We start from the raw sequence: 25,290 nt of genomic DNA, 5'->3' as shown, positions 1-25,290 counted from the left end.
TGGACAAGGCGGGGGCGTGCGGTGCGGGCTAGCGTTCCTGGCATGTCTACGCGTCCGTTCTGGCTGGCCGGCACCGCCGCGACCGGCGACACCGAGATCACCGTCGTCAACCCCTACACGGGTCGACCCGCGGGCACCGTCGCCGTGCCCACCGTTTCCCAGATCGAGGAGGCCGTGGCCGCCGCGCACGCGGTCGCCGGCGAGGCCGCCGCCCTGCCCGCGCACGTGCGCGCCGACGCCCTGGCGCACGTGTCCCGCAGGCTGGGGGAGCGCGCCGAGGAGATCGCCCAGACGATCACCGCCGAGAGCGGCAAGCCGATCAAGTGGGCGCGCGGCGAGGTCGGGCGCGCCGTGTCCGTCTTCCGTCTGGCCGCCGAGGAGGCCCGCCGGGACAGCGGCGAGCTCCAGCGCCTGGACACCGATCCCGGCGGAACGGGCCGCATGGCGCTCATCCGCCGCGTCCCCAAGGGCCCCGTCCTGGGCATCTCCCCGTTCAACTTCCCGCTCAACCTGGTCGCGCACAAGATCGCCCCGGCCCTGGCCGTCGGCGCCCCGATCATCCTCAAGCCCGCCCCGGCCACGCCGATGACGGCGCTCATCCTCGGTGAGATCATCGCCGAGACCGACCTGCCCGGCGGCGTCCTGTCCGTGCTGCCCATGCCCAACGAGCGCGCCGCGTCGCTGATCACCGACGAGCGCCTCCCGGTCATCTCCTTCACCGGCGGCCAGTTCGGCTGGGAGCTCCAGCGCCGGGCCCCGCACAAGCACGTCACCCTGGAGCTCGGCGGCAACGCCGCCGCCGTCGTCCTGGCCGACGCCGACCTGGACTGGGCCGCCCAGCGCGTCGCCCTGTTCGGCAACAACCAGGCGGGCCAGGTCTGCATCGGTGTCCAGCGCGTGATCGTCGAGGACTCGGTCCACGACGCGTTCGTCGCGAAGCTGGTCGACCGGGTGGAGGCGCTCGGTGTGGGCGACCCCGCCGACCCGGCCACCGAGGTCGGCCCGCTGGTCGACGAGGCCGCCGCCGAGCGGGTCGAGGCCTGGGTCGAGGAGGCCGCGGCGGCGGGCGCCAAGATCCTCACCGGCGGTACCCGCGACGGTGTGACCGTGGCGCCGACGGTCATCGCCGACGCTCCGGCCGACGCCAAGGTCGTCCGTGAGGAGGTCTTCGGCCCCGTCCTGGTGGTCCAGCGCGTGACCGGCACCGACGCCGCGTTCTCCGCCGTCAACGACAGCGATTTCGGACTCCAGGCGGGCGTCTTCACCCGCGACCTGCCCACCGCCTTCCGCGCCCACCGGGAGCTGGAGGTCGGCGGTGTGGTCATCGGCGACGTCCCGACCTTCCGTGCCGACCAGATGCCCTACGGCGGCATCCGCAAGTCCGGTGTCGGCAAGGAGGGCGTGCGCTCGGCGATGGAGGACCTCACCTACGAGCGCGTCCTCGTGCTTACCGGCATCGACGTGTGACACACCCCGGACGGACGCGCGGCCCCGCCGTTGAGCGGGGCCGCGCGCGTTTCACGTGCGAGGGTCAAAGACGTTCGGCCCCGTCGTAGAGCCGCCGCGCCTCCTCACCCAGGCGCGGGCCGTACTGGGTGCCGCGGTCGTCGGCGTACTTGAAGCTGACGACGGACGAGACCGTGCCCCGGCCGGTGCGCGGGTCGAACCCGGTGAACCACGGGCCGCCGCTGGAGCCCTGGGTCATCCGGCACCGCACTCCGTTGGCGGTGGTGCCCCCCGTGTCGGGCGAGGTCTTGCCCGAGCAGTAGTGCAGCAGCCGCCCGTCGAAGGGTGAGGCCGCCGGGTAGCCGAACGTGTACACCTGCCTGCCCTCGCGCGCGCGGTCCTCGGCCCAGGCCGAGAACGAGATCCGCTGCGCCCCGACCCGGTCCTGTACGGCATCGCCGGAGTGGGTGTTGAGCACGACCATGGCGACGTCGTAGCTGTCGTCGGCCTCGCGCGACCAGCGGGGCGAAACCAGCATGTCGCGGGCGGTGTAGCGGCCGTACGGGCTCTCCCCGTCCCGGTACCCGGGCACGAAGGTCCAGTTGCGCGCCCAGGAGCCGGTCCCGTCCTTGGCGCAGTGCCCGGCGGTGACCACGGTGCTCCGGTTCTCCGCCTCGATGACCGACGCCGAGCACGTGAAGTCGCGGCCGTTCATGGTCAGGTACACCTTGCCGGTCGTCCGGGTCACCAGACCGCCGGCGCCCCAGACCTCGCCGCTGCTGTCGGTGCGGGGGGCCGCCTGGTGCTCGGCGTCGGACCCGGCGGAGTCCTCCGGCCCGGCGATCCCGAGCGTCTCCCCGACCAGGCCGGTGATCGGCCGTGCGGCGGCCATCCGCTCGTTCGTCCAGTAGTCGAGCACGGCCCTGCGCTGGGCGTCGGTCACGGCGGCGCTCTGGTGGGACACACCGTCCATGCGCGAGAGCGCGACCCGCTCCCGCCCCCGCTCCGTCTCCGACGGCTGCGACATGTGGACGGCCTGGGTGACGGCGGAGGCCGGACCGGACGGAAGGTCGAGGAGGGCGATTCCCCCGAGGGTGAGCGCCACTGCGGCGACGGGGGCGAGGATCCTGTGTGCGGTGGGCGAGGTCATGGACTGATCTTCGCACACTTTCAGTAACTCAGTGACTACTTTGTGTTTGTGTCTCGCGTTCGCTGGGAAGAGAGACTGTCCGCCCGCCGCCCCGGCGCGTGCCCGAGGCGCCGTCCTCCGGGGGGCGCCCGGCCGACCACGGCGGGAGTGGTGGTCGACCGGACGGGTCATCGGGCGAACGAGCGGGCCGTCAGGAGAGCGGGATGGTGATCTGGGACGGGGCGCCCTCGGGAGAGGTCACCTCGACCCGGTTGAAGTACGGGCTCTCACTCGTGTAGCGCGGGTCCGCGCTGTCCACGACCACGGCCAGCCGGTGGCCCGCCGGGACGTCCCACACGACCGGCTGGAGCTCGGCGGTCACCGTCACCGGCTCGTCGGCGGAGCCCCGCAGGGTGTAGGGGGCGTGGGAGACCAGCGCACCCGTGCCGTAGGCGTTGATGTCGTACAGGTACACGAACACCGACTGGTCCTCGGCGGTGGGCTCCAGGGTGAGCGTCACCTCCGGAGCCCCGGCCACGCGGGCGCCGTCCGGGTAGGTGGGACTCGTCCACACGGCCGAGCGGTAGCGGTCCACGGTCGGGAGCAGGACGCCGGTGGGCACGTCGAAGAACTGCTGGAGGGCCCCGGACAGCAGCACCGTCCCGCTCGTCGCGGTGGTGCCGATCCCGGTGCGGAAGTCGTAGTCCCACCCCGTCGACGGCTCCGGCTCCATGGCGCCCCGGCTCTGCCAGCGGAACCAGCCGGTGCTCGGCCGGTCCAGGTAGTACCGGTCCGTCGCGCCGGTCACCGACGGCCAGTCGGCGTGCGTGGTCCACCCGCCGCGGCCGTTGTTCGGCTTGACGTGGACCGGGTCCTCGTCCGCGATCCCGTTGGCCTCGCCCTTGAGGTGGTGGTCGAACCAGTCGCCCACCGACTCCCAGATCTCGTTCGGCAGGCCCGCCGCGCCGAAGGCCTCGGCGGTGGCGTGGTCGCCCGGGGTGAGCATGAGTCGCTTGGGGCCCTCGAGCCGCTCGTAGAAGTCCGTGATCTGCCCGGGCGGGAAGAAGCCGTCGTTCCAGGCGTTGGCCATCATGATCGCGGTGCCGTTGGCGTTGATCTGGTCGACCTTGGTGGCCACCGAGCGGTCGGGCGCCATCTCCAGCGCGGGCCCCACGTCCCCGTCCCGGTAGCCGTCCTCCACCTCGCGCATGACCTCGCCGGGGCGGCCGGTGAGATTGCCGAGCGCGAGCAGCACCTCCACGGACTGCATGTCGATGGTCTCGTTCGGGTACAGCGACGGCACCAGGTCGGTCCAGCCGCTCATCGCGGCCACGGCGCGCACGCGGTCGTCCTCGGCGGCCGTCAGCATGCTGATGCCGCCGCCGTAGGAGATCCCGGCCATGCCGATCCGCTCGGGGTCGGCGTCGGTGTTCTCCAGGGCCCAGTCGATGACGGCGCTGGCGTCGGCCCGGTCCTCCGGGCCGGCGATCTGGACCTCGCCCCCGGAGTCCCAGAAGCCGCGTGAGGTGTAGGAGACCACCTGGTACCCCGACTCGTAGGCGAGCCGGTAGGCGGCGCCCACGTAGATGAGGTTGTTCGTTCCCCAGGCCGAGGGCATGACCAGCAGCGGGTGCGGTCCCTCGACCCCGGTCGGGGTGATCACCTTGGCGCCGAGTTCGGTGCCGTCGTGGCTGACGATGGTCTCGTAGCTCACGGTGGCCCCGACCGAGGCGGCGGCGGGCGCGGCGGGCAGGAGCGCGACGGCGAGTACCGCCGCCAGGGCGCAGGACAGCAGCCGGGTGAGCGCGCGCGGGACGCGGGGGGTCGCGCGCCCACCGCGAGGAACGGGTGCGGGCGTGTCTGTGTGACGCATGAGGGGGAACCTCGGGATGTCGGGGGAGGGGGATCGGGAGGTTCCCGATGGGTCGCGCCATCGCCATCGGGGGGTGCGGCCGTCCGGTCCGGCCGGAGTGTGACGGGGGACATGGAGTACTGTGAGGTAACTTACTAACGAGTAAGGTAAGCCACCGCCACTCCCTTGTAAAGCCCCCGAAATCCCACCGAAGCACGTGCCGGTCCACGCGGTGCGGAACAATGAGGACGTGCGACAACAACAGCAGCGAACCGTAGTGGTCCTCGGCTCGACCGGCTCGATCGGGACCCAGGCCGTCGACATCGTCCAGCGCAACCCCGACCGCTTCCGGGTGGTGGGTCTGGCCGCGGGCGGCGGCCGGATCGACCTGCTCGCGAAGCAGGCCGCCGACCTCGGCGCCCGGCTGGTGGCCGTCGCCGACACCGACCGGGCCCCCGAGCTCACGCGCGCCCTCGCCGAACACGGCGCCACCGCCACCGTCCTGGCCGGACCCGAGGGGGTCGCCGAACTGGCGGGCGCCGAGTGCGACGTCGTCCTCAACGGCATCACCGGCGCGCTCGGCCTGGAGTCGACACTGGCCGCTCTGCGCGCCGGGCGCACCCTCGCCCTGGCCAACAAGGAGTCCCTCATCATCGGCGGGCCCTTGGTCCGCGAGGCGGCCGCGCCCGGTCAGATCATCCCGGTCGACTCCGAGCACTACGCCATCGCACAGTGCTTCCCCCACGTGCCCGAGGGGGAGCTGACCAGCCTCGCGCAGGGGCACGTCCACGCCCGTCGCGACGAGGTGCGCCGCCTCGTGGTCACCGCCAGCGGCGGGCCCTTCCGCGGTCGCGGCCGCCACGAACTGGAGGGCGTCACCCCGGAGGACGCGCTCAACCACCCCACGTGGAGCATGGGCCCGGTCATCACCGTCAACTCCGCCACCCTGGTCAACAAGGGACTGGAGGTGATCGAGGCCAACCTCCTGTTCGACGTCCCCTTCGAGCGCATCGACGTCGTGGTGCACCCGCAGTCCATCGTCCACTCGATGGTCGAGTACGTGGACGGGGCGACCATCGCCAAGGCCAGCCCGCCGAGCATGATGATCCCGATCGCCCACGGGATCGGGGCCCCCGACCGGGTTCCCGACGCCGCCCCCGGACTGGACTTCGCCAGGGCCCAGGAGTGGACCTTCGAGCCGCTCGACCACGAGGCCTTTCCCGCGGTGCGCCTGGCCGCCGAGGTCGGCGCGGCGGGCGGTACGGCCCCCGCGGTCTACAACGCGGCCAACGAGGAGGCGGTCGACGCCTTCCTGAGGGGAAACCTCGCTTTCCCGGCCATCATGGACACCGTGTCCCGGGTAGTCTCGGAGCATCAGCGGTCGGAGCGCCCCCTCGGTGCCTCCTCGGCTGACCTGACCCTTGACGACGTGTACGCCGCTGACGCCTGGGCCCGTGTGCGCGCGCGTGAACTGCTGACGGGCCGGGCCTGACACCGGCTTGAGGAGAGTGCATGGTCGCGTTGATGACCGTGATCGGGATCGTCCTGTTCGTCTTCGGGCTGCTGTTCTCGATCGCCTGGCATGAACTCGGCCATCTCTCCACGGCCAAGATGTTCGGGATCAAGTGCACCGAGTACATGGTCGGCTTCGGCAAGACCCTGTGGTCGGTGCGCAGGGGCGAGACCGAGTACGGGGTCAAGGCCGTCCCGCTGGGCGGCTTCGTGCGGATGGTCGGCATGCTGCCGCCCGCGCGCAGGACCGGGGACGAGGGCTCGCGCAAGCTCTCCCGCTGGCGCGCGATGGCCGAGGACGCGCGTGAGGCGTCCTACATCGAGGTCGGGCCCGAGGACCGGGACCGGCAGTTCTACCAGCGCTCGCCGTGGAAGCGGCTGATCGTCATGTTCGCCGGCCCCGGAATGAACGTGGTCCTGGCCGCGATCCTGCTCGGCGTGCTGTTCATGGGCATCGGCGTACCGCAGAGCACCACCACGATCGGCATGGTCACCGAGTGCGTCGTGCCCGCCGGGGAGTCGGTCACCGAGTGCACCGACGAACCGCCCACCCCCGCCGCGGAGGCCGGTCTGGAGGCCGGTGACGTCATCGTGGAGGTGGACGGTACGCCCACCCCCGACTGGAACGCCGCCAACCAGGCGATCCGCGACTCCCTGGGCGGCACCGAGATCGTCGTGGAGCGCGACGGCGAGCGGGTCCCGTTCGACGTGGACATCATCGAGAACGAGCTGCCCGCGCGCGACGCCGACGGCGAGATCCTCTACGAGACCGACGCCGACGGCGACTACGTCTACGACGACCAGGGCTACCGCGCCTACCGGACCGAGACCGTGGGCTTCCTCGGCATCGTGTTCGCCTCCGAGCGCTCCACGCTGACGCTGGGCGAGTCCGCCGCCGAGATGGGGACCATGCTCGTCGGCGTCGGCGAGGCGCTGGTCTCCCTGCCCGGCAAGGTGCCGGACGTGTTCGCCGCGGCCTTCCTCGGTGAGCAGCGCACCCAGGACTCCCCGGTGGGCATCGTCGGGATCTCCCGGATCGGCGGCGAGATCATGTCCCAGGGCCTGCCCCTGGCCGACACCGCCGCGCTCATGATCCAGATCCTGGCCGGGGTGAACCTCTTCCTGTTCGCCTTCAACATGCTGCCGATCCTGCCGCTGGACGGCGGCCACATGGCGGGCGCGCTGTGGGAGTGGGTCAAGCGCGGGTGGGCCCGGCTGACCCGGCGGCCCGACCCGGGCCCCGTGGACGTGGCGATGCTGACCCCGGTGGCCTACGTGGTGGTCGCGTGCTTCCTGGTGTTCAGCGTGGTCCTGCTCGTGGCCGACCTGTTCAACCCGGTGCGCCTCTTCGGTTGAGCGGTGCTTGTTGTGGTCCTCCGCTTCGCTTCGGACCGTGTTCGGGCGCCCGAAGGGCAGGGATTCTTCATCCTCGTCTTCGCCTGCCGCTCGTTCCTCGCTCGCGGCTCGACTCGTCTTGCAGAACCCTGCCGGCGCCCGAACGGTAACCCCCTGGGGATCCGTTAGGGTGTCCGGCTCCTCGCGGAGCGACTCTCGGACGGTGGAGGGTGACGGGTGGGCCACATCGGCACCCTCGTCCCTATCGGTAGGGGTAACCTGGGCACCGCGATCCGGGAACGACGGCGCAGACTGGCGCCGCAGGTGAATCGACTCCCCGGTCGCGGCACCGCGCGCCGCTCAGGGCGCTCCTTCTTTTCCGCATCCGGACGAATCAAGTGCCACCCCCTCCGGTGGCAGACGAGGTGAATCAAGCGTGACCGTCGATCTCGGTATCCCCGCCACTCCGCCGCGCCCGCTGGCGACCCGGCGCAAGTCGCGGCAGATCATGGTCGGAAACGTTCCCGTGGGCGGGGACGCACCGGTGTCCGTCCAGTCCATGACGACCACCCGCACCTCCGACATCAACGCGACCCTCCAGCAGATCGCGGAGCTCACCGCGACCGGCTGCCAGATCGTCCGGGTGGCCGTCCCGACCAACGACGACGCCGAGGCGCTCCCGATCATCGCGAAGAAGTCGCAGATCCCGGTGATCGCCGACATCCACTTCCAGCCCAAGTACGTGTTCGCCGCGATCGACGCCGGATGCGCGGCCGTGCGCGTGAACCCGGGCAACATCAAGAAGTTCGACGACAAGGTCGCCGAGATCGCCAAGGCCGCCAGCAACGCGGGCGTTCCGATCCGGATCGGCGTCAACGCCGGTTCCCTCGACAAGCGGCTGCTCGCCAAGTACGGCAAGGCCACGCCCGAGGCGCTCGTGGAGTCGGCGCTGTGGGAGTGCTCCCTGTTCGAGGAGCACGGCTTCCGCGACATCAAGATCTCGGTCAAGCACAACGACCCGGTCGTGATGGTCAACGCCTACCGGCAGCTGGCACAGGCGTGCGACTACCCGCTGCACCTGGGCGTGACCGAGGCCGGTCCGGCCTTCCAGGGCACCATCAAGTCGTCGGTGGCCTTCGGCGCCCTGCTGGCGGAGGGCATCGGAGACACCATCCGCGTGTCGCTGTCCGCGCCGCCCGCCGAGGAGGTCAAGGTCGGCGCGCAGATCCTGGAGTCGCTGGGCCTGCGCGAGCGCGGCCTGGAGATCGTCTCCTGCCCCAGCTGCGGCCGTGCCCAGGTCGACGTCTACACGCTCGCGGAGGAGGTCACCGCCGGCCTGGAGGGCATGGAGGTGCCGCTGCGCGTGGCCGTCATGGGCTGCGTCGTCAACGGTCCCGGTGAGGCGCGCGACGCCGACCTCGGGGTGGCCTCGGGCAACGGCAAGGGCCAGATCTTCGTCAAGGGCGAGGTCATCAAGACCGTGCCGGAGTCGCAGATCGTGGAGACCCTCATCGAGGAGGCCATGCGGATCGCCGAGGAGATGGGTGAGTCCGTCGAGCCGGGCGAGCCCACGGTGGCCGTCGCGGGCTGACCCCTCCGACACACCCCAGGGCCGCCTCCCGAAGCCGAGGCCCGCGACGAACACAGGCCCGGTCCACGCCACGCGCGTGGGCCGGGCCCTCGTCGTTTCGGGGCGAGGGTGCGGGCGAGGGTGAAGAGCGGGTGAACGACCGGCGTCCACCGACCCCTTCGCAGGTCAACGGTTTACCACTACTGTGGGTAATAACATATGACATGCATCACGTTTGTGTGCGTTTTATTGCGTCATAACGCACGGATTCTGGCGTCAAAGACGGACATACGCAACGTTTGCGGGTCATGTTACCTAGGTAACGCGGCTAACGTTGCTGGAGGCATGTCCCAGCCGTGACCGGCGGGAACACTGGGCCGCCCTCCGCCGTGCATCCTCCGGGGAGCGGCGGCCGCCCCTCATCACACGCCCTCCCCAGGGGTGTGGTGCGCCCACGCACAGAACGTCGAGGAGTTATTCACGTGGTGGACCAGAAGACCACTGCGGGCACCCGCGTGCCCGCCGGCCAGGGCGGTGTGCCCTCGCTGAGGGACCGCCTCACCCGCCGCAAGCCCGTCGAGAAGCTCGTGGCCGAGACGCAGGCCGCCGAAGGCGCGGGCCTGCGCCGACACATGGGCTTCTGGCAGCTGTCCATGATCGGCATCGGCGCCACCCTGGGCACCGGCATCTTCGTCGTCCTCGGTGAGGCCGTGCCGGTCGCCGGGCCCGCCGTCATCATCGCGTTCGTGCTGGCCGGGATCACCGCGCTGTTCTCCGCCCTCGCCTACGCCGAGATGGCCGGGATGATCCCCGCCTCCGGCTCCGCGTACTCCTACGCCTACGCCACCATGGGCGAGTTCATGGCCTGGATCTGCGGCTGGTGCCTGATGCTCACCTACGGCGTGTCCGTCGCCGCCGTCGGGGTGGGCTGGGGCCAGTACATCGACGAGCTCCTGCACCTGACCACCGGGCTGTCCATGCCCGCCGAGCTGCTCGCCGGGCCGATGGAGGGCGGTCTGATCAACCTGCCCGCCGCCATCGTGGTCCTGCTGTCGATGTTCGCCCTGCTCACCGGGGTGCGAGAGAGCAGCCGCGTCAACGCGGTCATGGTCGCCATCAAGATCGCCATCCTGGCCATGTTCGTGGTCATCGCCGTGACCGCCGTCCAGGACGGCAACTTCGCCCCCTTCATGCCGATGGGCATGGCGGGTGTCAGCGCCGCGGGCGCCACGCTGTTCTTCTCCTACATCGGGTTCGACTCCGCCTCCACCGCCAGCGAGGAGGCCAAGAACCCGCAGCGTGACCTGCCCCGCGCCATCATGTTCTCGATGATCCTGGTGACGGCCCTGTACTGCCTGGTCGCCTTCACCGCCGTCGGCGCGCTCAACTGGACCGACTTCGCCGACGGCGAGACCTCCCTCGCCGGAATCCTGACCAACGTCACCGGCACCCCGGTCTGGGCGGTCATCTTCGCCGCGGGCGCCGTGCTCGCCCTGGCCAGCGTCGTCCTGGTCGTCCTGTACAGCCAGACCCGCATCCTCTTCGCGATGTCCCGCGACGGCCTCATCCCCAAGGCGTTCTCCAAGGTGGACGCCAAGGGCACCCCGCGCGCCAACACGGTCATCACCTCCGTGGTCATCGCCGTCCTGGCCGCGCTCATCCCGTTGGGACCGCTCGCCGACGCCACCGCCATCGGTACGCTCTTCGCGTTCGCCCTGGTCAACGTGGCTGTGATGGTGCTGCGCAAGCGCCGACCGGACCTGGAGCGCGCCTTCCGGATGCCGGGCGCCCCGGTCACCCCGGTCCTGGGCGTGCTCGCCTGCGCCTACCTGATGGTCAGCATGGACCTGAGCGTGTGGGTGGCCTTCGTCGCCTGGCTCGTCGTCGGCCTGGCCGTCTATTTCGCCTACAGCATGCGCCGCTCCGCCCTGGAGGCGGAGGGCACCGTCGAGGCCGGGGTCTGACCGGTTGAGACACGGGGGCGGGGCCGGGAATCTTCCGGCCCCGCCCCCGCGTTGCTGGGGGTGCCCGCGTGAAACAGGTGGGTGAAGACGCCGCGAACCATGCAACGAACCACCACTGACCACGCGAAAAACGCAACGAAGTGGATCTTTCGGGGCGCATTTCAGCGCGATCGTCCACCTAGAGTGGACGCGGCCGTACGCGACGACCGATCGGGAGGGGGAGCGATGACACGCCGACACCTGCGCGTGGCCCTGGACCAGGGCACCGGGCGCAGCGGGGACACCGCGTCCTCCCTCGCCAGGCTCGCCGACCGGGCCCGGGCCGCCGCCGACGAGGGCGCCGACCTGCTGGTCGGCCCCGAGATGTCGATGACCGGCTACGCCCTGGGCGCCGAGGTCACACGCCTGGCCGAACCCGCCGACGGCCCCCTCTCCGAGGCCGTCGCCCGCGTGGCGGCCGACACGGGCGTGGCGATCGCCTACGGGTTCCCCGAGCGCGCCGACGGGCGCGTGTACAACACGGTGCGCCTGGTGGGCGGAGACGGCGCGCCCCTGGCGCTGTACCGCAAGAGCCACCTCTTCGGCGACCTGGACCGGGACATGTACGCCCCCGGGGACACCCCGGTCGTGCAGGCCCACCTGAACGGTGTCCGGCTCGGCTTCCTCATCTGCTACGACGTCGAGTTCCCCGAGACCGTGCGCGCGCACGCCCTGGCCGGGACCGAACTGCTCGTCGTGCCCACCGCGCTCATGCACCCCAACGTCCGGGTGCCCACCCTGCTGGTCCCGGCCCGCGCCATGGAGAACCAGCTGTACCTGGCCTACGTCAACCGCTGTGACGCCGAGGGCGACCTCGACTACATGGGACTGAGCGCCCTGATCGGCCCCGACGGCGCCGAGCTGCTGCGCGCCGGCCCCGGCGAGGAGCTGCTGGTCGCGGACGTGGACCCGGACGCGACCGCCGACCTGCTGGCCGAGCAGTCCTATCTGGACGATCGCCGGCCCGATCTGTACGGGTCGCTCGTCCCCTGAACCACCACCCGACACCAGTCACATCAGCCACGCGGTACACCCGCTCGACGAGACCCTTGTGTAAGGAGGGGCCCATGACGTCCGCCGTGCCCACGGCCGCAGGTTCCGCGCCCGCGCAGGACACACCGTTGAACATGTGCGGACCGGACTTCCCGTTCGCCTACGACGCCTACCTGGAGAGCCCTGCCGGGCTCGGACAGGTCCCGGCCGAGAGCCACGGGACCGAGGTCGCCGTGATCGGCGGCGGCCTGTCGGGCATCGTCACCGCGTACGAGCTCATGAAGATGGGTCTGAAGCCGGTCGTCTACGAGGCCGACCAGATCGGCGGACGTCTGCGCACGGAGAAGCTGCCGAACTGCCCCGACGACGTCGTCGCGGAGATGGGCGCCATGCGCTTCCCGCCGTCGTCGACCGCCTTCCTGCACTACGTCGAGAAGATGGGGCTGGAGACGACCCCCTTCCCGAACCCGCTCTCGCCGGTCACCCCGAGCACCGTCGTCGACCTCAAGGGCGAGTCGCACTACGCGACCACCCTCGACGACCTGCCCGAGGTCTACCGCGAGGTGGCGCGCGCCTGGGACCGCACCCTGGAGGAGGGCGCCCAGCACACCCGTATGCAGCAGGCGATCCGCGAGCGCGACGTCGCCACCCAGAAGGAGATCTGGAACGAGCTGGTGGACAAGCTCGACAACCAGACCTTCTACGGCTTCCTGTGCGAGTCGCCCGCCTTCGCCTCCTTCCGCCACCGTGAGATCTTCGGCCAGGTGGGCTTCGGCACGGGCGGCTGGGACACGGACTTCCCCAACTCCATCCTGGAGATCCTGCGCGTCACCTACACCGGCGCGGACGACGACCACATGGGGATCGTCGGCGGCGTCCAGCAGCTGCCGACGCGGATGTGGGAACACGCCCCGGACAAGATCACGTACTGGGCGCAGGGCACGTCCCTGGCCTCCCTGCACGGCGACGGGCCGCGCCCGGGGGTCACGGCGCTGCGCCGCACCGCCGCCAAGGGCTCCCCGTCCGGGAACATCACGGTCACGGACGCCTCCGGCTCCACCCGCACCTACGCGGCGGCGGTGTTCACCGCCCAGAGCTGGATGATGCTCTCCAAGATCGACTGCGACGAGAGCCTGCTGCCGATCGACCACTGGACGGCGATCGAGCGGACCCACTACATGGAGTCCTCGAAGCTGTTCGTTCCCGTGGACCGCGCGTTCTGGCGGGACAAGGACCCGGAGACGGGCCGCGACGTCATGAGCATGACGCTCACCGACCGCATGACCCGGGGTACCTACCTGCTGGAGGGTGAGGACCCGGACGGTCCCGCCGCGATCTGCATGTCCTACACCTGGTGCGACGACTCGCTCAAGTGGCTGCCGCTGTCCGCCAACGAGCGGATGGAGGTCATGCTGAGCTCGCTCGGCAAGATCTACCCGGACGTGGACATCCGCTCGCACATCACGGGTGACCCGGTGACGATCTCCTGGGAGGACGAGCCCTACTTCATGGGCGCGTTCAAGGCGAACCTGCCGGGCCACTACCGCTACCAGCGCCGCCTGTTCACGCACTTCAAGCAGGACGAGCTGGAGGAGCGCCACCGCGGCCTGTTCCTGGCCGGGGACGACGTGTCCTGGACGGCCGGCTGGGCCGAGGGCGCCGTGCAGACCGCGCTCAACGCCGTGTGGGGCGTGGTGCGCCACTTCGGCGGTCAGACGGACTCGACCAACCCGGGTCCGGGCGACCTCTTCGACGACCTGGCGCCCGTGCGCCTTCCCGAGGACTGAGGTCCGACCGGCCTCGCCTCGACGGCCCCCGTCCGCGCGTCCACCGAACCGCGCGCGGCCGGGGGCCGTCCCCGTTCGTTTCCTGCAGCGGTCGCCCATGGGGGCGCCCGCCCCGCCGAGGAGCGGTCCCTCGGGCGGTGGTGGGTGACGGGCGGGCCGAAGCGGAGCGGCAGGCCCAGAACGAACACAGCTAGGGCAGTCCGGCGGTTCCCGCCAGGATCGGCTGGTCGACCAGCCGCGACAGCACCAGGGTGCTCTTGGTGCGCACCACGAAGGGCTCGGCGCCGATGCGCTCGATGACCTCCTCCAGGTGGTGGGTGTCGCGAGCGCGGACCTGGACGAAGGCGTCGGCCTCGCCGGTCACCGTGCACGCCGAGGTGATCTCCGCGTACCCCGCCAGTCCGCTGCGGATCTCACCGGGCGAGGTGCGCGCGCGGCAGTACAGCTCGATGTAGGCCTCGGTGGTCCAGCCGACCGCCTGGGGCTCCACGACCACGGTGAACCCGCGTACGGCGCCGGACTCGATCAGTCGGTCGACGCGGCGCTTGACCGCGGAGGGGCTGAGCCCGACCTCGCCGCCGATCTCGGCGAAGCTCATCCGCGCGTCCGCGCCGAGTATCGCGATGATCCGCTCGTCGACACGATCCAGACGCATTGTGCCCCTTATGTCCCTGTCTGACCTCACCAGGGCACATGCTACCGGGGCGACACCTCCTGGGGTTCGTGTCGTTTCCGCATGTCACGTTCGGTAATTGAGACAATGCGTACGGACATCACGACGCGCAGGGGAGAGCACGAGTGCGACGACGAATCCGGGCCACCGCCACCGCCGGGGCCCTGCTGGCCTCGCTCGCGATCGCCCCCGTACCCGCCCTGGCTGAGGCCGCCCAACCGGTCACCCGAGTCGACCGCACCGGTCTCGACTGGGCTCCCTGCAAGGACCTCGAACCCCAGGGCGACGAGGTCCTGGAGTGCGCCACCCTGACCGTCCCTCTCGTCCGCACCGCCGGAGGCGACCGGGTCCCCGGAGCCGACGAGACCGTCGAGCTCGCCCTCTCGCGTGTCCGCGCCACCGGCACCAGCCAGCGCACCCTGCTCGTCAACCCCGGCGGGCCCGGCAGCGGGGCCCGCCGCTGGGCCTCCATCACCCACCAGCGCATGCCCGAGGAGCTGCGCGAGGTCTACGACGTCGTCGCCTTCGACCCGCGCGGCGTCGGCGCCTCCACCCCCGCCATCAGCTGCGATCCCGACTACTTCACCCCGGTCCGCCCGGACACCGTGCCCGCGGACGGGGCCGAGGAGGCCGCCCTGAGGGCCGACGCCCAGGCCTACGCCGAGGCCTGCGCGGAGAACACCGGCACCCTCCTGGCCCACACCCGCACCGAGGACACCGCCCACGACATGGACGCCGTCCGTCGCGCCCTGGGCGAGGACCGCATCGACTACCTCGGCTACTCCTACGGCACCTACCTCGGCACGGTCTACTCCTCCCTCTACCCGGACCGCGTCCGAGCGCTCGTCCTCGACAGCGTCGTCAACCCGGACAACCCCTGGTACGAGAGCAACCACGTCCAGAGCCGCGCCCTCCAGCGCGCGGCGCAGAACTTCTTCGACTGGGTCGCTCGCCACCACGACACCTATCGCCTGGGGCGGACCGGGGACGAGGTCGCCGAGGCCTACTACGACCTGCGCTCCGAGGCGCGGCGGAACCCGATCGAGGACACCGTCGGCCCCACCGAGCTGGAGACCGCCGTCATCGTGGTCACCTACACCAGCTCCACCTGGCCCGGAGTCGCCCGCGCGCTGTCCACCCGGATCAACGACGGCGACGCCGCCGGGATCGTCACCCTGCACAAGGCCTTCGGCGACCACGCCGACAGCGACCAGAGCTACGGCGGCTACCTCGCCGTCCAGTGCACCGACGCGCACTGGCCGACCGACTGGTCCGCCTGGCGCTCCGACGCCCTCCTCGCGCACGAGGAGGCGCCCTTCATTGGCTGGCACAACGCCTGGTACAACGCTCCGTGCCTGAACTGGGCCGCGGGCTCCGGGGACTGGTTCCAGGTCGGCGACGCGCCCCACGAGCACCGCGCCTACACCGGACCGGCCCTGATCGTGCACGCGACCGAGGACGGGGCCACCCCCCTCGAGGGCGCCCACGCCCTGCGCGACCGCCTGCCCGGGTCGGTCCTGGTCATCGAGGACGGCGGACACACCCACGGCGTCGCCTTCACCGGCAACGAGTGCGTCGACCAGATCGTCACCGACTACCTGCTCCGCGCCTCCCTGCCCGACCGGAGGACGACGGGGCCGGACCTCATCTGCGCGTCCCGCCCCGAACCGCGTCCGAGCACCCAGCGCGAGGACCTGAAGGCCGTGGCGGAGGGGGCCGGAGCGGCCATCCCGGAGCTTCCCGGTGAGCCGGGGTAACCCGTCTAATAGGCTGGAACCGGCGCGAACTGGATCGGGTCGTCACCTCCGGGACTCCCCGGGGGACCGACTGGACGATGGGGGAGAACGCGATGCTTCGGACCTCGCCGGTACGGATCCTCGGAGAGCGCGACCGGACGGCCGTCCGCGCACTCCTGGACACCGACCCCGTGGGCAACGTCTTCGTGGCCTCGCGCCTGATGACCACCGGGATCTCCGCGCGCTTCAGCGGGACGGAGGTGTGGGGTTTCGTCGAGGACGGGCACCTGACGGCCCTGTGCTACTCCGGAGCCAACCTGGTCCCGGTCAACGCGGGACCGGCGGCGATCCGCAGCTTCGCCGACCACGCCCGCTGGCGCGGCCGCCGGTGCTCCTCGATCGTCGGCCCCGTCGAGGCCGTCCAGGACTTCTGGGAACAGGTCACGCCCGCGTGGGGACCGGCCCGTGCCATCCGCGCCAGCCAACCGGTCCTGGAGATCGACACGCCGCCCGCCGTGCCCGCCGACCCCGAGGTGCGCCGGGTCCGGCCCTCGGAACTCAACACCCTGGTCCCCGCCTGCGTGGCGATGTTCACCGAGGAGGTCGGCGTCCCACCGGATTCCGGCGACGGCGGGGCCCTGTACCGGGCGCGCATCGAGGAGCTCGTGCGCACCGGGCGCGCGTTCGCCCGGATCGAGGACGGCCGTGTGGTCTTCAAGGCCGAGATCGGCGCGGTCACACCGCACGCCTGCCAGGTCCAGGGGGTGTGGGTCCACCCCGACCTGCGCGGCCGGGGCCACTCCACGGCGGGCATGGCCGCGGTGGTCCGGTACGCGTTGGCGGAGATCGCGCCCCGCGTGACCCTGTACGTCAACGACTTCAACACCGCGGCCCGCGCCACCTACCGCAGGGTCGGCTTCCGCCAGGTCGGCGAGGTCATGTCGGTGCTGTTCTAGGGGTGACCGCCTCGCGGTTCACGGACCGAGAGGCGCTGAGGCAGCCACGGTCGGTCGCCACGTCCGGCACTTGTGCCCCCAACGGATCCTCGCGAGGATGAACCGTCATCTGTCGACCCCCATGACAAGGATCTTCGTGAAGTTCAAGAAGCTCGGGCGCGCGTTCTTCGTTCTGGCCTTCGCCAGCGTGGCGACATGGGCCTCAGCCTCCCCAGCGTCAGCTCACTCCCTGGGTTCCGCGGTCGTCTCCGAAGAAGGGTGCGACTGGGCCAACGGTAACTACACCGTTCTCTACTCCGACCTGATCGAGGTCGACCTGATCGGCGGGCCCTACGAGCAGCTGGGTACGGCCTACCTGCTGTGGAACGCTCAGTACGGGGAGAACTGCGCGGTCACGATGCGGACCGGCGGCGCGCACGGGACTTCGACCTGGACCACCGCCACCCTCTACGTCCAGACCTCGTCCGGCTCGACGCGGTACGAGGACGAGGGCTTTTACGGCCACTACGCCGCCGTCTCCGGGCCGGCCCAGGACCAGTGCGTCCGCTACGAGGCGACGATCGACTCCCCTGAGACCGGCTACGTCGGCTGGGGAGGCCGACCCGGGTGGGACAACTGCGACTGACGCGCTCCGACAGGTAGCGGACCGAGTCGCCGCCCGGTGGAGGGGGCGGTGCGGCACCACCCCCTCCACCGACTCGGCGGCCCCTACTCCGCCGTCGCGAAGGACGGCTGGAAGTCCGGGGTGTCGGCGATGAGCGCGCGCGTGTACTCGTGCCGGGGCTCGGACATCACCCGGCCCACCGGGCCGTACTCGACGATCCGGCCCTTGTTCAACACGGCCACCCGCTGGGCGATGTTGGACACCAGCGCGATGTTGTGCGTGACGAACAACAGCGCCATCCCCTCGTCCTGGAGGTTGCGCAGCAGCGTCACGATCTCCGCCTGCACCGACACGTCCAGCGCCGACGTGATCTCGTCGCACACCATCAGGTCCGGCTTGGTCGCCACCGCGCGCGCGATGCACACGCGCTGGCGCTCACCGCCGCTGAGCTGCTCCGGGAAGCGGTCGGCGTAGGCGGCGGGCAGGGCCGCGCGCTCCAGCGCCTCGGCCACCACCGCGTCCGGATCCTGGGGTCGGCCCATCAGGTGCCGGTAGGGCCCCAGGATCTGGTCGCGCACACGCTTGCGCGGGTTCAGCGCCTCGTACGGGTTCTGGAACACGTACTGCACGCGGCGCCGCTGCTCGGCGGTGCGCCGGTAGCTGCTGCGCGCCAGCGGCTCACCGTCGAAGAGCGCCTCGCCGGTGAACTGGTGGTGCAGCCCGGCCACCGACCGCGACAGCGTGGTCTTACCGGAGCCGGATTCCCCGAGCAGCGCCACACACTCACCGCGGGAGACCGACACGTCGATCCCCTCCAGCACCTGTGTGCGCCCGTACCCGGCCGCCAGCCCGGAGATCCGCAGCAGCGGTGCCTCCTCCGGCTCCTCGGCCTCCTCGTGCCCCTCGGTGCGCAGCAGCGGCACCGCCGACAGCAGGCGGCGCGTGTACTCGTGCCCGGGTTCGGCCAGGACCGCGTCGGTGCGGCCGCGCTCGACCAGCTCGCCCCGGTACATCACCGCGATCTCGTCGGCCAGGTCGGCGACCACGGCCATGTCGTGGCTGATGTAGACCCCGGCGGTCCCGTACTCGCGGGTCATCCGCCGAATGGTCTCCAGCACATGCGCCTGCGTCGTGACGTCCAGGCCCGTGGTGGGCTCGTCGAGCACGATCAGCTCCGGGCGCCCGACGAACGCCATCGCGATGGCCACCCGCTGCTGCTGCCCTCCGGACAGTTGGTGCGGGTACCGGTTGAGGAACCGGTCGTCGTCGGGCAACGCCACCTCGCGCAGTACCTCGCGGACCCGGTCCAGGACCTTCGCGCGGGGCAGCGTGTCGTCGTGCAGGGCCTCGCCCAGCTGCGTCCTCAGCCGCAGCGCCGGGTTGAGCGCCGAGGCGGGGGACTGCGGGATGTAGGCCACCGCCCGCCCGCGCAGCTGCCGGACCTGCTGCTCGGACAGGGAGGCCAGGTCCTTGCCGCCCACCTCCACGTGGCCGCGGACGATCTCCGTGGCCCGCTTGCAGTGCGCCAGCAGGGACAGCCCGAGTGTGGTCTTGCCGGAACCGGACTCACCGACCAGACCGAGGATCTCGCCCCTGCGGACGGTGATCGACACGTCGGAGATGATCTCCACGGCCGACGGACGGCCGATCACGGTCAGGTCGTCGACCTCGAGAACGGTGTGCTCGTTTCGCGTCACTTCTCGACCCCCCGGTCGATACCGATGGCCGCGCGCGACAGCCCGTCGGTGATGAGGTTGGCGCCGATGGTCAGGACCGCGATCGCCGTCACCGGCAGGACCACGGGCCACGGCTGAACGGCCATGCCCTGTCGCGTCTCGTTGATCATCAGGCCCCAGTCCGCCGTCGGCGGCTGCAGGCCCATGCCCAGGAAGCCCAGGACCGCGACCACGCCGATCGAGTAGGTCAGCCGCAGTCCCAGTTCCACCAGGAGGGGGCTGGTGACGTTGGGCAGGATCTCCACCGCCATGATCCGCCAGCGCGGCAGGCCGATCGCCTCGGCGGCCTTGACGAAGTCCTGCTCGATCACCTTGCGGGTCGCCTCACGGATCACACGCGCCACCCGGGGCACATGGGATACCGCGATGACCGCGACGATCAGCCACACCTTCGGGCCGATGATCGACATCACCAGCAGTGCGGCGATCAGCTGCGGGAAGGCCAGCAGGACGTCGTTGAAGCGCATGAGCACGTCGTCCAGCCATCCGCGCCGGTACCCGGCCACGATGCCGACCACCGTGCCCACGGCCACGCCGATCCCCGCGGCCGAAGCGGCGAGCAGCAGCAGCGTCCACCCGCCCCACAGGAAGCGGGTCAGCACGTCCCGGCCGAGGTTGTCACCGCCGAACACGGTGCCCCCGACGCCCGTCTCGTAGGGCATGGCCACGAACTCGGTGGGCTCGTAGGGCGCCACGAACGGCCCCGCCACGGCGACCAGGACGATGATCCCGGCCAGAACCGTGCCCACCTTGGTCCGTCCGAAGCCCCACGCGGTCCGGAACAGTCCGGGCCTGCGCTTGGCCGACTTCGCGACCTTCTCCACCTTGGGGTCCGTCATCGGTCCGCTCATCGCCGCACGTCCTTCGCCTTCGGGTCGTCCGCCGGGGTTTCGGCGGCCCCGTCCTCGCCTCGGTCCTTCGCCGTGGCGCTCCCCGGCGCGGAGGGCCGGTTGCCCGAGACCCGCACCTTCGGGTTGGCCGCCAGGCCGATCACGTCGGCGAGCAGGTTGACCAGGATGTAGATACCGGCGATGAGCAGGACCACGGCCTGGATCAGCGGGACGTCGCGGTTGGCGATGCCGTCCATGAGGACCTTGCCGATACCCGGGATGTTGAACAGGAACTCCACGGCCACGACGCCGCCGGCCAGCCACGCCAGCTGGAGCGCGATCACCTGGGCCACCGGCCCGATCGCGTTGGGCGCCGCGTGCCGCCACAGCACGACCCGTTCGTCCAGGCCCTTGAGTCGCGCCTGCTGCACGTACTCGCTCTCCAGGACCTCGATCATCGTCGCCCGCATCATCCGGACGATCGGCGGAGCCACCGCCAGCGCCAGGGTGAGGGCCGGCAGGATCCACTGCTCGGGTCCGCCCTCCCGCGAGTACACCGACGGGAACAGGTTGGCTCCGCCCGGCCCCAGGGCGAGGATCAGCAGGATGCCGACCACGAACTCGGGGACGGAGGCCAGGACCAGCGTTCCCAGGGACGCGGTGTGGTCGAACCCCCGGTCGCGGCGCAGCGCGCTGAACGCGCCGATGAGCAGCGAGACGGGCGTCGCGACCAGGGCGGCCAGGCCCATGAGGACCAGCGAGTTCCCCAACGGGGACTCCAGGTACTCGGAGACCGGCTGGCGGTTGGAGAAGGACGTGCCCAGGTCCCCCTGGAGGAGGCCCTGGAGCCACTGCGTGTACTGCACCGCCACGGGCTGGTGCAGGTTGAGTTGGTCGCGCAGTGCTTCCAGGCGCTCCGGTGTGGCGTCCCGGCCCAGGATCAGCTGGGCGGCGTCGCCCGGCAGCGCCTGTGTGGCCGCGAAGACCACGACGGACACTGCCCAGAGCGTCAGGACGCCGAACAGGAGGCGGACGGCGATGAGTCGAGTCATGGTGAGCTTTCGGTAGCGATTCCTGCCGTGCGTTCCCGCGGAGCCGCTACTGCTCCTTCCACATCGTGTGGAACGAGTACGAACCGAGCGGGTGACCGGAGACGGACGGCTCCAGGCCGTGGATCCTCCGCGAGTGGGCGTCGAGCAGGTTCACGAAGCCCCACACGATGTAGCCGCCCTCCTCGTACTCGATCTTCTGGGCCTGCTTGATGAGCTCGTTGCGTTCGTCGTCGTCGGGGGTCTGGCGGGCCTGCTCGACGAGCTCGACCCACTCCTCGTCCTCGCCCCACATGGTCTCGTTGTAGGGGGCGCCCACGACCGAGCCCTGCGAGGTCTGCGTGAGGTAGTTGCGCGCGCTCCAGAAGTCCTGGCCGAAGGCGTAGGGGAAGCCCTCCTCCGCGTTCCAGTAGTCGCTGGCGTTGACCCGGCGCAGGTTGACGGTGACCCCGGCCTCGCGGGCCTGCTCCTGGAACACCTCGGCGGCGGCGACGATACCGGCGTTGATGTCACCGGTGACCAGCTCGACCTCCAGGCCGTCCCCGTGCCCGGCCTCGGAGAGCAGGCGGCGGGCCTCCTCCAGGTCCTGCTCGCGCTGCGGGAAGTCCTCGGGGTAGGACGGGTCCATCCGGGCGTACATGTCGTTGCCGATCTGCCCGTACCCTGCCAGCGCCTGGTCGACCATCTGCTGGCGGTCGACGATGAGGCGGAAGGCCTGGCGGACCCGCACGTCGTCGAAGGGCGCCTGGTCCACGCGCATGGTGAACGGCAGCCACATGCCGGTCTCGGACTCCATGACCTCCACGTCGATGTTGCCCTCGATGATGGCGACCTGGGCGTGCGGCACCTGGCTGATGACGTCGACGCTGAGGCTGGTGAGGGCGTTGACCCGGGCGTCGTCCTCGGGGAAGTCGATGATCTCCAGCTCGTCGACGTAGGGCAGGCCCTCGACGTGGTAGCCCTCGTGCCGCTCGAAGAGGCTGTACTGGCCGGCGGTGAACTCGGCGTGCTTGAACGGGCCGCAGCCGATCGGGTTCTCCGGGTCGTAGCCCTGGGGGACGACGCAGTTGTAGTACTCGGCGAGCGCCTCGGGCAGGGTCACGAACGGTTCGGTGCAGGGGATGACGACGGTGCGCTCGTCGGTGGCCTCGACCCCCTCGATGTCGACGCTCTCCAGGTCGCCCGCCCCGCGCATCGGGTTCTCCTCGTCCATGATGCGGCGCAGGGAGAAGACCACGTCGTCGGCGGTGACGGGGGAGTCGTCGTGGAAGGTCAGCCCCTCCTTGAGCACGACGGTCCACTCCGTGGCGTCGTCGTTGGGCTCCAGGGACTCGGCCAGGTCCATCTCGATGGCGCCGTCCTTGGTGAAGGTCACCAGGGCGGCGTAGAGCGCGTGGTTGCGCGCGATGTCGACGTTGTCGGTCGGGTCGTGGGCGTCCAGGGTGTCGCTGGCGCCGCCGCCGGCGATGCCGACCCGCAGGCGGCCGCCCCGTTGGGGCTCACCGGAGGCGGAACCGCCGGTGTCGGAGTCCCCGCCGCAGGCGGCCAGGACCGGGGCGATGGCCGCGCCGGCCGCGGAGGCCTTGAGCAGGGAACGGCGGCTGGGGGCGTGCGGACGGGCGGGGGTGGGCTCTTCGGGCAGGGACGACACGGGACACCTCGTGTGGGTACGGGAGCTTCGACGGGACGACACCGCAGCCTGGGGAGGTGCCCGGGCAGGGTCCGGGCCTGGGCCTACCAGCGGGTATCAGTCCACCCATCGATACTTGTGTGACCCCTGGGAAGCGTCAAACCAGGTGAAGACGGTGTTCGGAGTGCGAACCGCTCCCTGGGAGGTATACCGAGGGTGTAGCTGTGATACCGGCGCAAAGCCGTTGTGGCCTGCCTTTTGGGGGAGTTCCCGTGGGCGACACGCGCGGTCGTGTGCGCATGCCGCCCGCGAGGTGTTTGTGGCGTGCCCCACTTGGGGGTTGTGCCCTAATTGATGCGAGGGGGAAGTGAAACCGTGGTGTTTAACGTTTGATTTGTCCGTTTTGACGGTTTCTGGTTAGGGCGACTCAACGCCGAGGGCCTCCGGTCCCATGAGGAAGTCCGGGTCGAGTTGCGCCGCCAGGTCCGCGGTGCCCGCCCGGGCGCGAGCGTAGCGCAGGTGGAACTCAGCCGACTGGCGGGTGAACTTCGCCCAGTCCTTGGGGTGGGCGTCGACCATGTCCCGCATCCGGCCGAGCGTCTTGACGTTGTCCTCCTCCAGGTCGGCCAACTCCGGGTGGCGGCCCTTCTCCATCGACCGCACGAACCCCGAGTGCGTCATCCACGCGGCCAGGGCGTCGCCGACGTGTTCGCGCAGGAACTCGACGTCCTCCTCGTCGCGCACCTTGTTGCCGATCACCCTGATCTCGACGTCGTGGTCGCGCGCGTAGTCGGCGTACTGCCGGTACACGCCCACGCCGCGCAGGGTCGGTTCGGCGACCAGGAAGGTGACGTCGAAACGGGTGAACAGTCCGGAGGAGAAGGAGTCGGCGCCCGCGGTCATGTCCATGACCACGTACTCGCCCGGCCCGTCGACGAGGTGGTTGAGGTACATCTCGGCGGCGCCCACCTTGGAGTGGTAGCAGGACACGCCGAGGTCCTCCTCGGAGTAGGGGCCGGTGACCATGAGCGTCGCTCCGTGGGCGTCCGTGCCGAACCGCTCGTGCACCGGGTTCTTCCCGGTCACCTCCAGCAGGCGCGACCCCCGGCCCGGCGGGGTGGTCTTGACCATCGCCTCGGCCGACGGGATCCGCGGGTTGTCGCCGCGCAGGATCTCCCTGATCTCGGTCAGGTGCGCGCCCAGCGCGGGAAGCTCCGCCAAGCGCTGCTCGGGTACGCCGAGCGCGGCGCCCAGGTGCTGGTTGATGTCGGCGTCGATGGCCACCACGGGCGCCCGCTGGGCGGCGAGATGGCGGGTGAAGAGTGCGGAGAGGGTGGTCTTGCCGCTGCCGCCCTTGCCCGCGAACGCGATCTTCATCGGCCCTCCGTGTCGGGTGCGGGCGGGGTGGCCCCGCCCGCGCGGTGTCCGGGCCGCGCGGCGACCCGATGAGAACGGGAACGATTATCGTTCCATTCGGGGTCGCGTGTCAGGCGAATGGCCGATCCCGGTGCGGTATTGCCAACGTGTTACACGTCACATGGGTGGTTCTGGGGTCCGAACCATTTCCTTTGTCCTCACGGGGGAGGACACGTGACGGCGTTTTGTGGCCAATCCGCGACGGCGGGACGCCGGGTGTGCTGTTCTGGACCCAGCCCACCCTTGTCTAAGGTGAGTGCAGGCTGCGCGACCCGCGCGCCCGTCGCGGGTGATTGGAGTGACCGGATGGCTGAGGCGAGGCAACTCCGGGAACACGTGCCCGCGGAGGTTCCGGAGGACACCGCGCCGACACCGCCAGTCACGTCGACGATCGAGGTCGCGGACCTCCCCGACGACGCCACCGACAACACCGTCTGGAGTTGTGCGGGCAACCTGACCGCGGTCCGCTCCATCCGGGCGCGTGTACGCGGATTCCTCTCCGGGAGGGGGCACTGCGACGTGGCCCTGGACGACGCCGAACTCGCCGTCAGCGAACTCGCCACCAACGCGCTCCTGCACTCACGGTCGGGGCAGACCGGCGGAGTGATGACGCTCTTCCTGCGCTCGGGGCCGGGCAGGCTGCGGGTCGCCGTCGCCGACCAGGGGGAACGCGACGGATCCGGTGGGCACTCGCGCGAGGACGGCGAGGACTACGGGCGGGGTCGGCTCATCGTCGACAGCTGCGCCACCCGCAGCGGCGAGTACTGGAGCGGGTCCACCCACGTGGCCTGGTTCGAGATCGACGACCCGGGTACGGCTCCGGCGGACGTCGACTGACTACCGGTCACCTCAGGGGGCTTGACGTTCGGGCGCCGGCGGGGTGGTTATGGATGGGGCTGCGCCGCAGGCGTCCGTTGAGGGTGGTGGAGGGCGACGGGCGGGCGAGGCAAGCCGCGTAGCGAGGAACGAGCGACAGGCGTGGCCGAGGAGGAAGCATCCCTGCCTTGAGGGCGCCCGAACACGGTCCGAAGCG

The 25,290-nt window shown here is 70.7% G+C and carries 19 protein-coding genes; 11 read left to right on the top strand and 8 right to left on the bottom strand.

The annotated features are described in order from the left end of the window. The first annotated feature begins 42 nt into the window (after nucleotides 1-42). Entirely contained in the window at nucleotides 43-1,467 is a 1,425-nt protein-coding gene (locus tag KIK06_RS16185; RefSeq protein WP_268643847.1) for an aldehyde dehydrogenase family protein, read from the top strand. A 64-nt stretch (nucleotides 1,468-1,531) separates the two neighbouring features. On the opposite strand, the gene KIK06_RS16180 is transcribed toward KIK06_RS16185, so the two are convergent. Together KIK06_RS16180 and KIK06_RS16175 are read right to left on the bottom strand one after the other, a co-directional pair. Next, a complete protein-coding gene (locus KIK06_RS16180; RefSeq protein WP_268643846.1) occupies nucleotides 1,532-2,596 on the bottom strand; it encodes a trypsin-like serine peptidase in 1,065 nt (354 codons plus the stop codon). Between the two features lie 190 nt (nucleotides 2,597-2,786). After that, the gene (locus KIK06_RS16175; protein WP_017599495.1) at nucleotides 2,787-4,448 is read right to left on the bottom strand and encodes a CocE/NonD family hydrolase; all 1,662 of its coding nucleotides are present in this window, start codon (nucleotides 4,446-4,448) and stop codon (nucleotides 2,787-2,789) included. A gap of 256 nt (nucleotides 4,449-4,704) precedes the next feature. Between KIK06_RS16175 and dxr the strand changes: the two genes are divergently transcribed. The 6 genes from dxr (at nucleotide 4,705) to KIK06_RS16145 (ending at nucleotide 13,627) form a co-directional block, all read left to right on the top strand. Then, complete coding sequence (dxr, locus tag KIK06_RS16170) at nucleotides 4,705-5,919, top strand: 1-deoxy-D-xylulose-5-phosphate reductoisomerase (RefSeq protein WP_268646023.1); 1,215 nt, start codon at nucleotides 4,705-4,707, stop codon at nucleotides 5,917-5,919. Nucleotides 5,920-5,939: 20 nt separating this feature from the next. Then, the gene (locus tag KIK06_RS16165) at nucleotides 5,940-7,295 is read left to right on the top strand and encodes a M50 family metallopeptidase (RefSeq protein ID WP_268643845.1); all 1,356 of its coding nucleotides are present in this window, start codon (nucleotides 5,940-5,942) and stop codon (nucleotides 7,293-7,295) included. Between the two features lie 415 nt (nucleotides 7,296-7,710). After that, nucleotides 7,711-8,865 (top strand): flavodoxin-dependent (E)-4-hydroxy-3-methylbut-2-enyl-diphosphate synthase, encoded by a 1,155-nt coding sequence (gene ispG, locus KIK06_RS16160; protein ID WP_017599491.1) that lies wholly within the window; start codon nucleotides 7,711-7,713, stop codon nucleotides 8,863-8,865. A gap of 461 nt (nucleotides 8,866-9,326) precedes the next feature. Beyond that, nucleotides 9,327-10,808 carry an amino acid permease gene (locus tag KIK06_RS16155; protein ID WP_268643844.1) on the top strand — a complete coding sequence of 494 codons (1,482 nt, stop codon included), beginning with the start codon at nucleotides 9,327-9,329 and terminating at the stop codon, nucleotides 10,806-10,808. A gap of 225 nt (nucleotides 10,809-11,033) precedes the next feature. Further along, entirely contained in the window at nucleotides 11,034-11,840 is an 807-nt protein-coding gene (locus KIK06_RS16150) for a carbon-nitrogen hydrolase family protein (protein WP_268643842.1), read from the top strand. A gap of 74 nt (nucleotides 11,841-11,914) precedes the next feature. After that, a complete protein-coding gene (locus tag KIK06_RS16145; RefSeq protein ID WP_268643840.1) occupies nucleotides 11,915-13,627 on the top strand; it encodes a flavin monoamine oxidase family protein in 1,713 nt (570 codons plus the stop codon). Nucleotides 13,628-13,817: 190 nt separating this feature from the next. On the opposite strand, the gene KIK06_RS16140 is transcribed toward KIK06_RS16145, so the two are convergent. Beyond that, nucleotides 13,818-14,282, bottom strand: coding sequence for an Lrp/AsnC family transcriptional regulator (locus KIK06_RS16140; RefSeq protein ID WP_268643837.1), 465 nt, complete (start codon nucleotides 14,280-14,282; stop codon nucleotides 13,818-13,820). 143 nt (nucleotides 14,283-14,425) lie between these two features. Here KIK06_RS16140 and KIK06_RS16135 point away from each other — a divergent pair, with 143 nt between their 5' ends. The 3 genes from KIK06_RS16135 (at nucleotide 14,426) to KIK06_RS16125 (ending at nucleotide 17,617) form a co-directional block, all read left to right on the top strand. Beyond that, the gene (locus tag KIK06_RS16135; RefSeq protein ID WP_268643835.1) at nucleotides 14,426-16,057 is read left to right on the top strand and encodes an alpha/beta hydrolase; all 1,632 of its coding nucleotides are present in this window, start codon (nucleotides 14,426-14,428) and stop codon (nucleotides 16,055-16,057) included. Nucleotides 16,058-16,149: 92 nt separating this feature from the next. Next, a complete protein-coding gene (locus KIK06_RS16130) occupies nucleotides 16,150-16,992 on the top strand; it encodes a GNAT family N-acetyltransferase (RefSeq protein WP_268643834.1) in 843 nt (280 codons plus the stop codon). Between the two features lie 136 nt (nucleotides 16,993-17,128). After that, a complete protein-coding gene (locus KIK06_RS16125; protein ID WP_268643833.1) occupies nucleotides 17,129-17,617 on the top strand; it encodes a hypothetical protein in 489 nt (162 codons plus the stop codon). An 83-nt stretch (nucleotides 17,618-17,700) separates the two neighbouring features. Here the strand turns inward: KIK06_RS16125 and KIK06_RS16120 are convergent, their stop codons facing one another. The 5 genes from KIK06_RS16120 to KIK06_RS16100 form a co-directional block, all read right to left on the bottom strand. After that, the gene (locus KIK06_RS16120; RefSeq protein ID WP_017599483.1) at nucleotides 17,701-19,293 is read right to left on the bottom strand and encodes an ABC transporter ATP-binding protein; all 1,593 of its coding nucleotides are present in this window, start codon (nucleotides 19,291-19,293) and stop codon (nucleotides 17,701-17,703) included. Next, nucleotides 19,290-20,183 (bottom strand): ABC transporter permease, encoded by an 894-nt coding sequence (locus tag KIK06_RS16115; RefSeq protein WP_268643832.1) that lies wholly within the window; start codon nucleotides 20,181-20,183, stop codon nucleotides 19,290-19,292. Before KIK06_RS16115 ends, KIK06_RS16120 begins: the two co-directional genes overlap by 4 nt. Next, nucleotides 20,180-21,214, bottom strand: a complete 1,035-nt coding sequence (locus KIK06_RS16110) for an ABC transporter permease (RefSeq protein WP_268643830.1) — start codon at nucleotides 21,212-21,214, stop codon at nucleotides 20,180-20,182. Before KIK06_RS16110 ends, KIK06_RS16115 begins: the two co-directional genes overlap by 4 nt. Nucleotides 21,215-21,260: 46 nt before the next feature. Beyond that, the gene (locus KIK06_RS16105) at nucleotides 21,261-22,862 is read right to left on the bottom strand and encodes an ABC transporter substrate-binding protein (protein WP_017599480.1); all 1,602 of its coding nucleotides are present in this window, start codon (nucleotides 22,860-22,862) and stop codon (nucleotides 21,261-21,263) included. A gap of 396 nt (nucleotides 22,863-23,258) precedes the next feature. Beyond that, on the bottom strand, nucleotides 23,259-24,218 hold the full coding sequence (locus tag KIK06_RS16100; protein ID WP_268643829.1) for an ATP-binding protein: 960 nt from the start codon (nucleotides 24,216-24,218) through the stop codon (nucleotides 23,259-23,261). A gap of 345 nt (nucleotides 24,219-24,563) precedes the next feature. Here KIK06_RS16100 and KIK06_RS16095 point away from each other — a divergent pair, with 345 nt between their 5' ends. After that, the gene (locus KIK06_RS16095) at nucleotides 24,564-25,094 is read left to right on the top strand and encodes an ATP-binding protein (protein WP_017599477.1); all 531 of its coding nucleotides are present in this window, start codon (nucleotides 24,564-24,566) and stop codon (nucleotides 25,092-25,094) included. The last annotated feature ends 196 nt before the right edge of the window (nucleotides 25,095-25,290 follow it).

Source organism: Nocardiopsis sp. EMB25, from assembly GCF_026797795.1.
GTDB classification, from domain to species: domain Bacteria; phylum Actinomycetota; class Actinomycetes; order Streptosporangiales; family Streptosporangiaceae; genus Nocardiopsis; species Nocardiopsis lucentensis.
The sequence above is the reverse complement of the archived record's forward strand: the minus strand, read 5'-3'. Positions and strand labels throughout refer to the sequence as shown.

Excerpts from the sequence above, each read along its gene's own strand:
- KIK06_RS16165 (WP_268643845.1), top strand. The coding sequence starts at position 5,940 with ATGGTCGCGTTGATGACCGTGATCGGGATCGTCCTGTTCGTCTTCGGG.
- KIK06_RS16180 (WP_268643846.1), bottom strand. The coding sequence starts at position 2,596 with ATGACCTCGCCCACCGCACACAGGATCCTCGCCCCCGTCGCCGCAGTG.
- KIK06_RS16095 (WP_017599477.1), top strand. The coding sequence starts at position 24,564 with ATGGCTGAGGCGAGGCAACTCCGGGAACACGTGCCCGCGGAGGTTCCG.
- KIK06_RS16100 (WP_268643829.1), bottom strand. The coding sequence starts at position 24,218 with ATGAAGATCGCGTTCGCGGGCAAGGGCGGCAGCGGCAAGACCACCCTC.
- KIK06_RS16185 (WP_268643847.1), top strand. The coding sequence starts at position 43 with ATGTCTACGCGTCCGTTCTGGCTGGCCGGCACCGCCGCGACCGGCGAC.
- KIK06_RS16145 (WP_268643840.1), top strand. The coding sequence starts at position 11,915 with ATGACGTCCGCCGTGCCCACGGCCGCAGGTTCCGCGCCCGCGCAGGAC.
- KIK06_RS16115 (WP_268643832.1), bottom strand. The coding sequence starts at position 20,183 with ATGAGCGGACCGATGACGGACCCCAAGGTGGAGAAGGTCGCGAAGTCG.
- KIK06_RS16175 (WP_017599495.1), bottom strand. The coding sequence starts at position 4,448 with ATGCGTCACACAGACACGCCCGCACCCGTTCCTCGCGGTGGGCGCGCG.
- KIK06_RS16150 (WP_268643842.1), top strand. The coding sequence starts at position 11,034 with ATGACACGCCGACACCTGCGCGTGGCCCTGGACCAGGGCACCGGGCGC.
- KIK06_RS16140 (WP_268643837.1), bottom strand. The coding sequence starts at position 14,282 with ATGCGTCTGGATCGTGTCGACGAGCGGATCATCGCGATACTCGGCGCG.
- KIK06_RS16110 (WP_268643830.1), bottom strand. The coding sequence starts at position 21,214 with ATGACTCGACTCATCGCCGTCCGCCTCCTGTTCGGCGTCCTGACGCTC.
- KIK06_RS16130 (WP_268643834.1), top strand. The coding sequence starts at position 16,150 with ATGCTTCGGACCTCGCCGGTACGGATCCTCGGAGAGCGCGACCGGACG.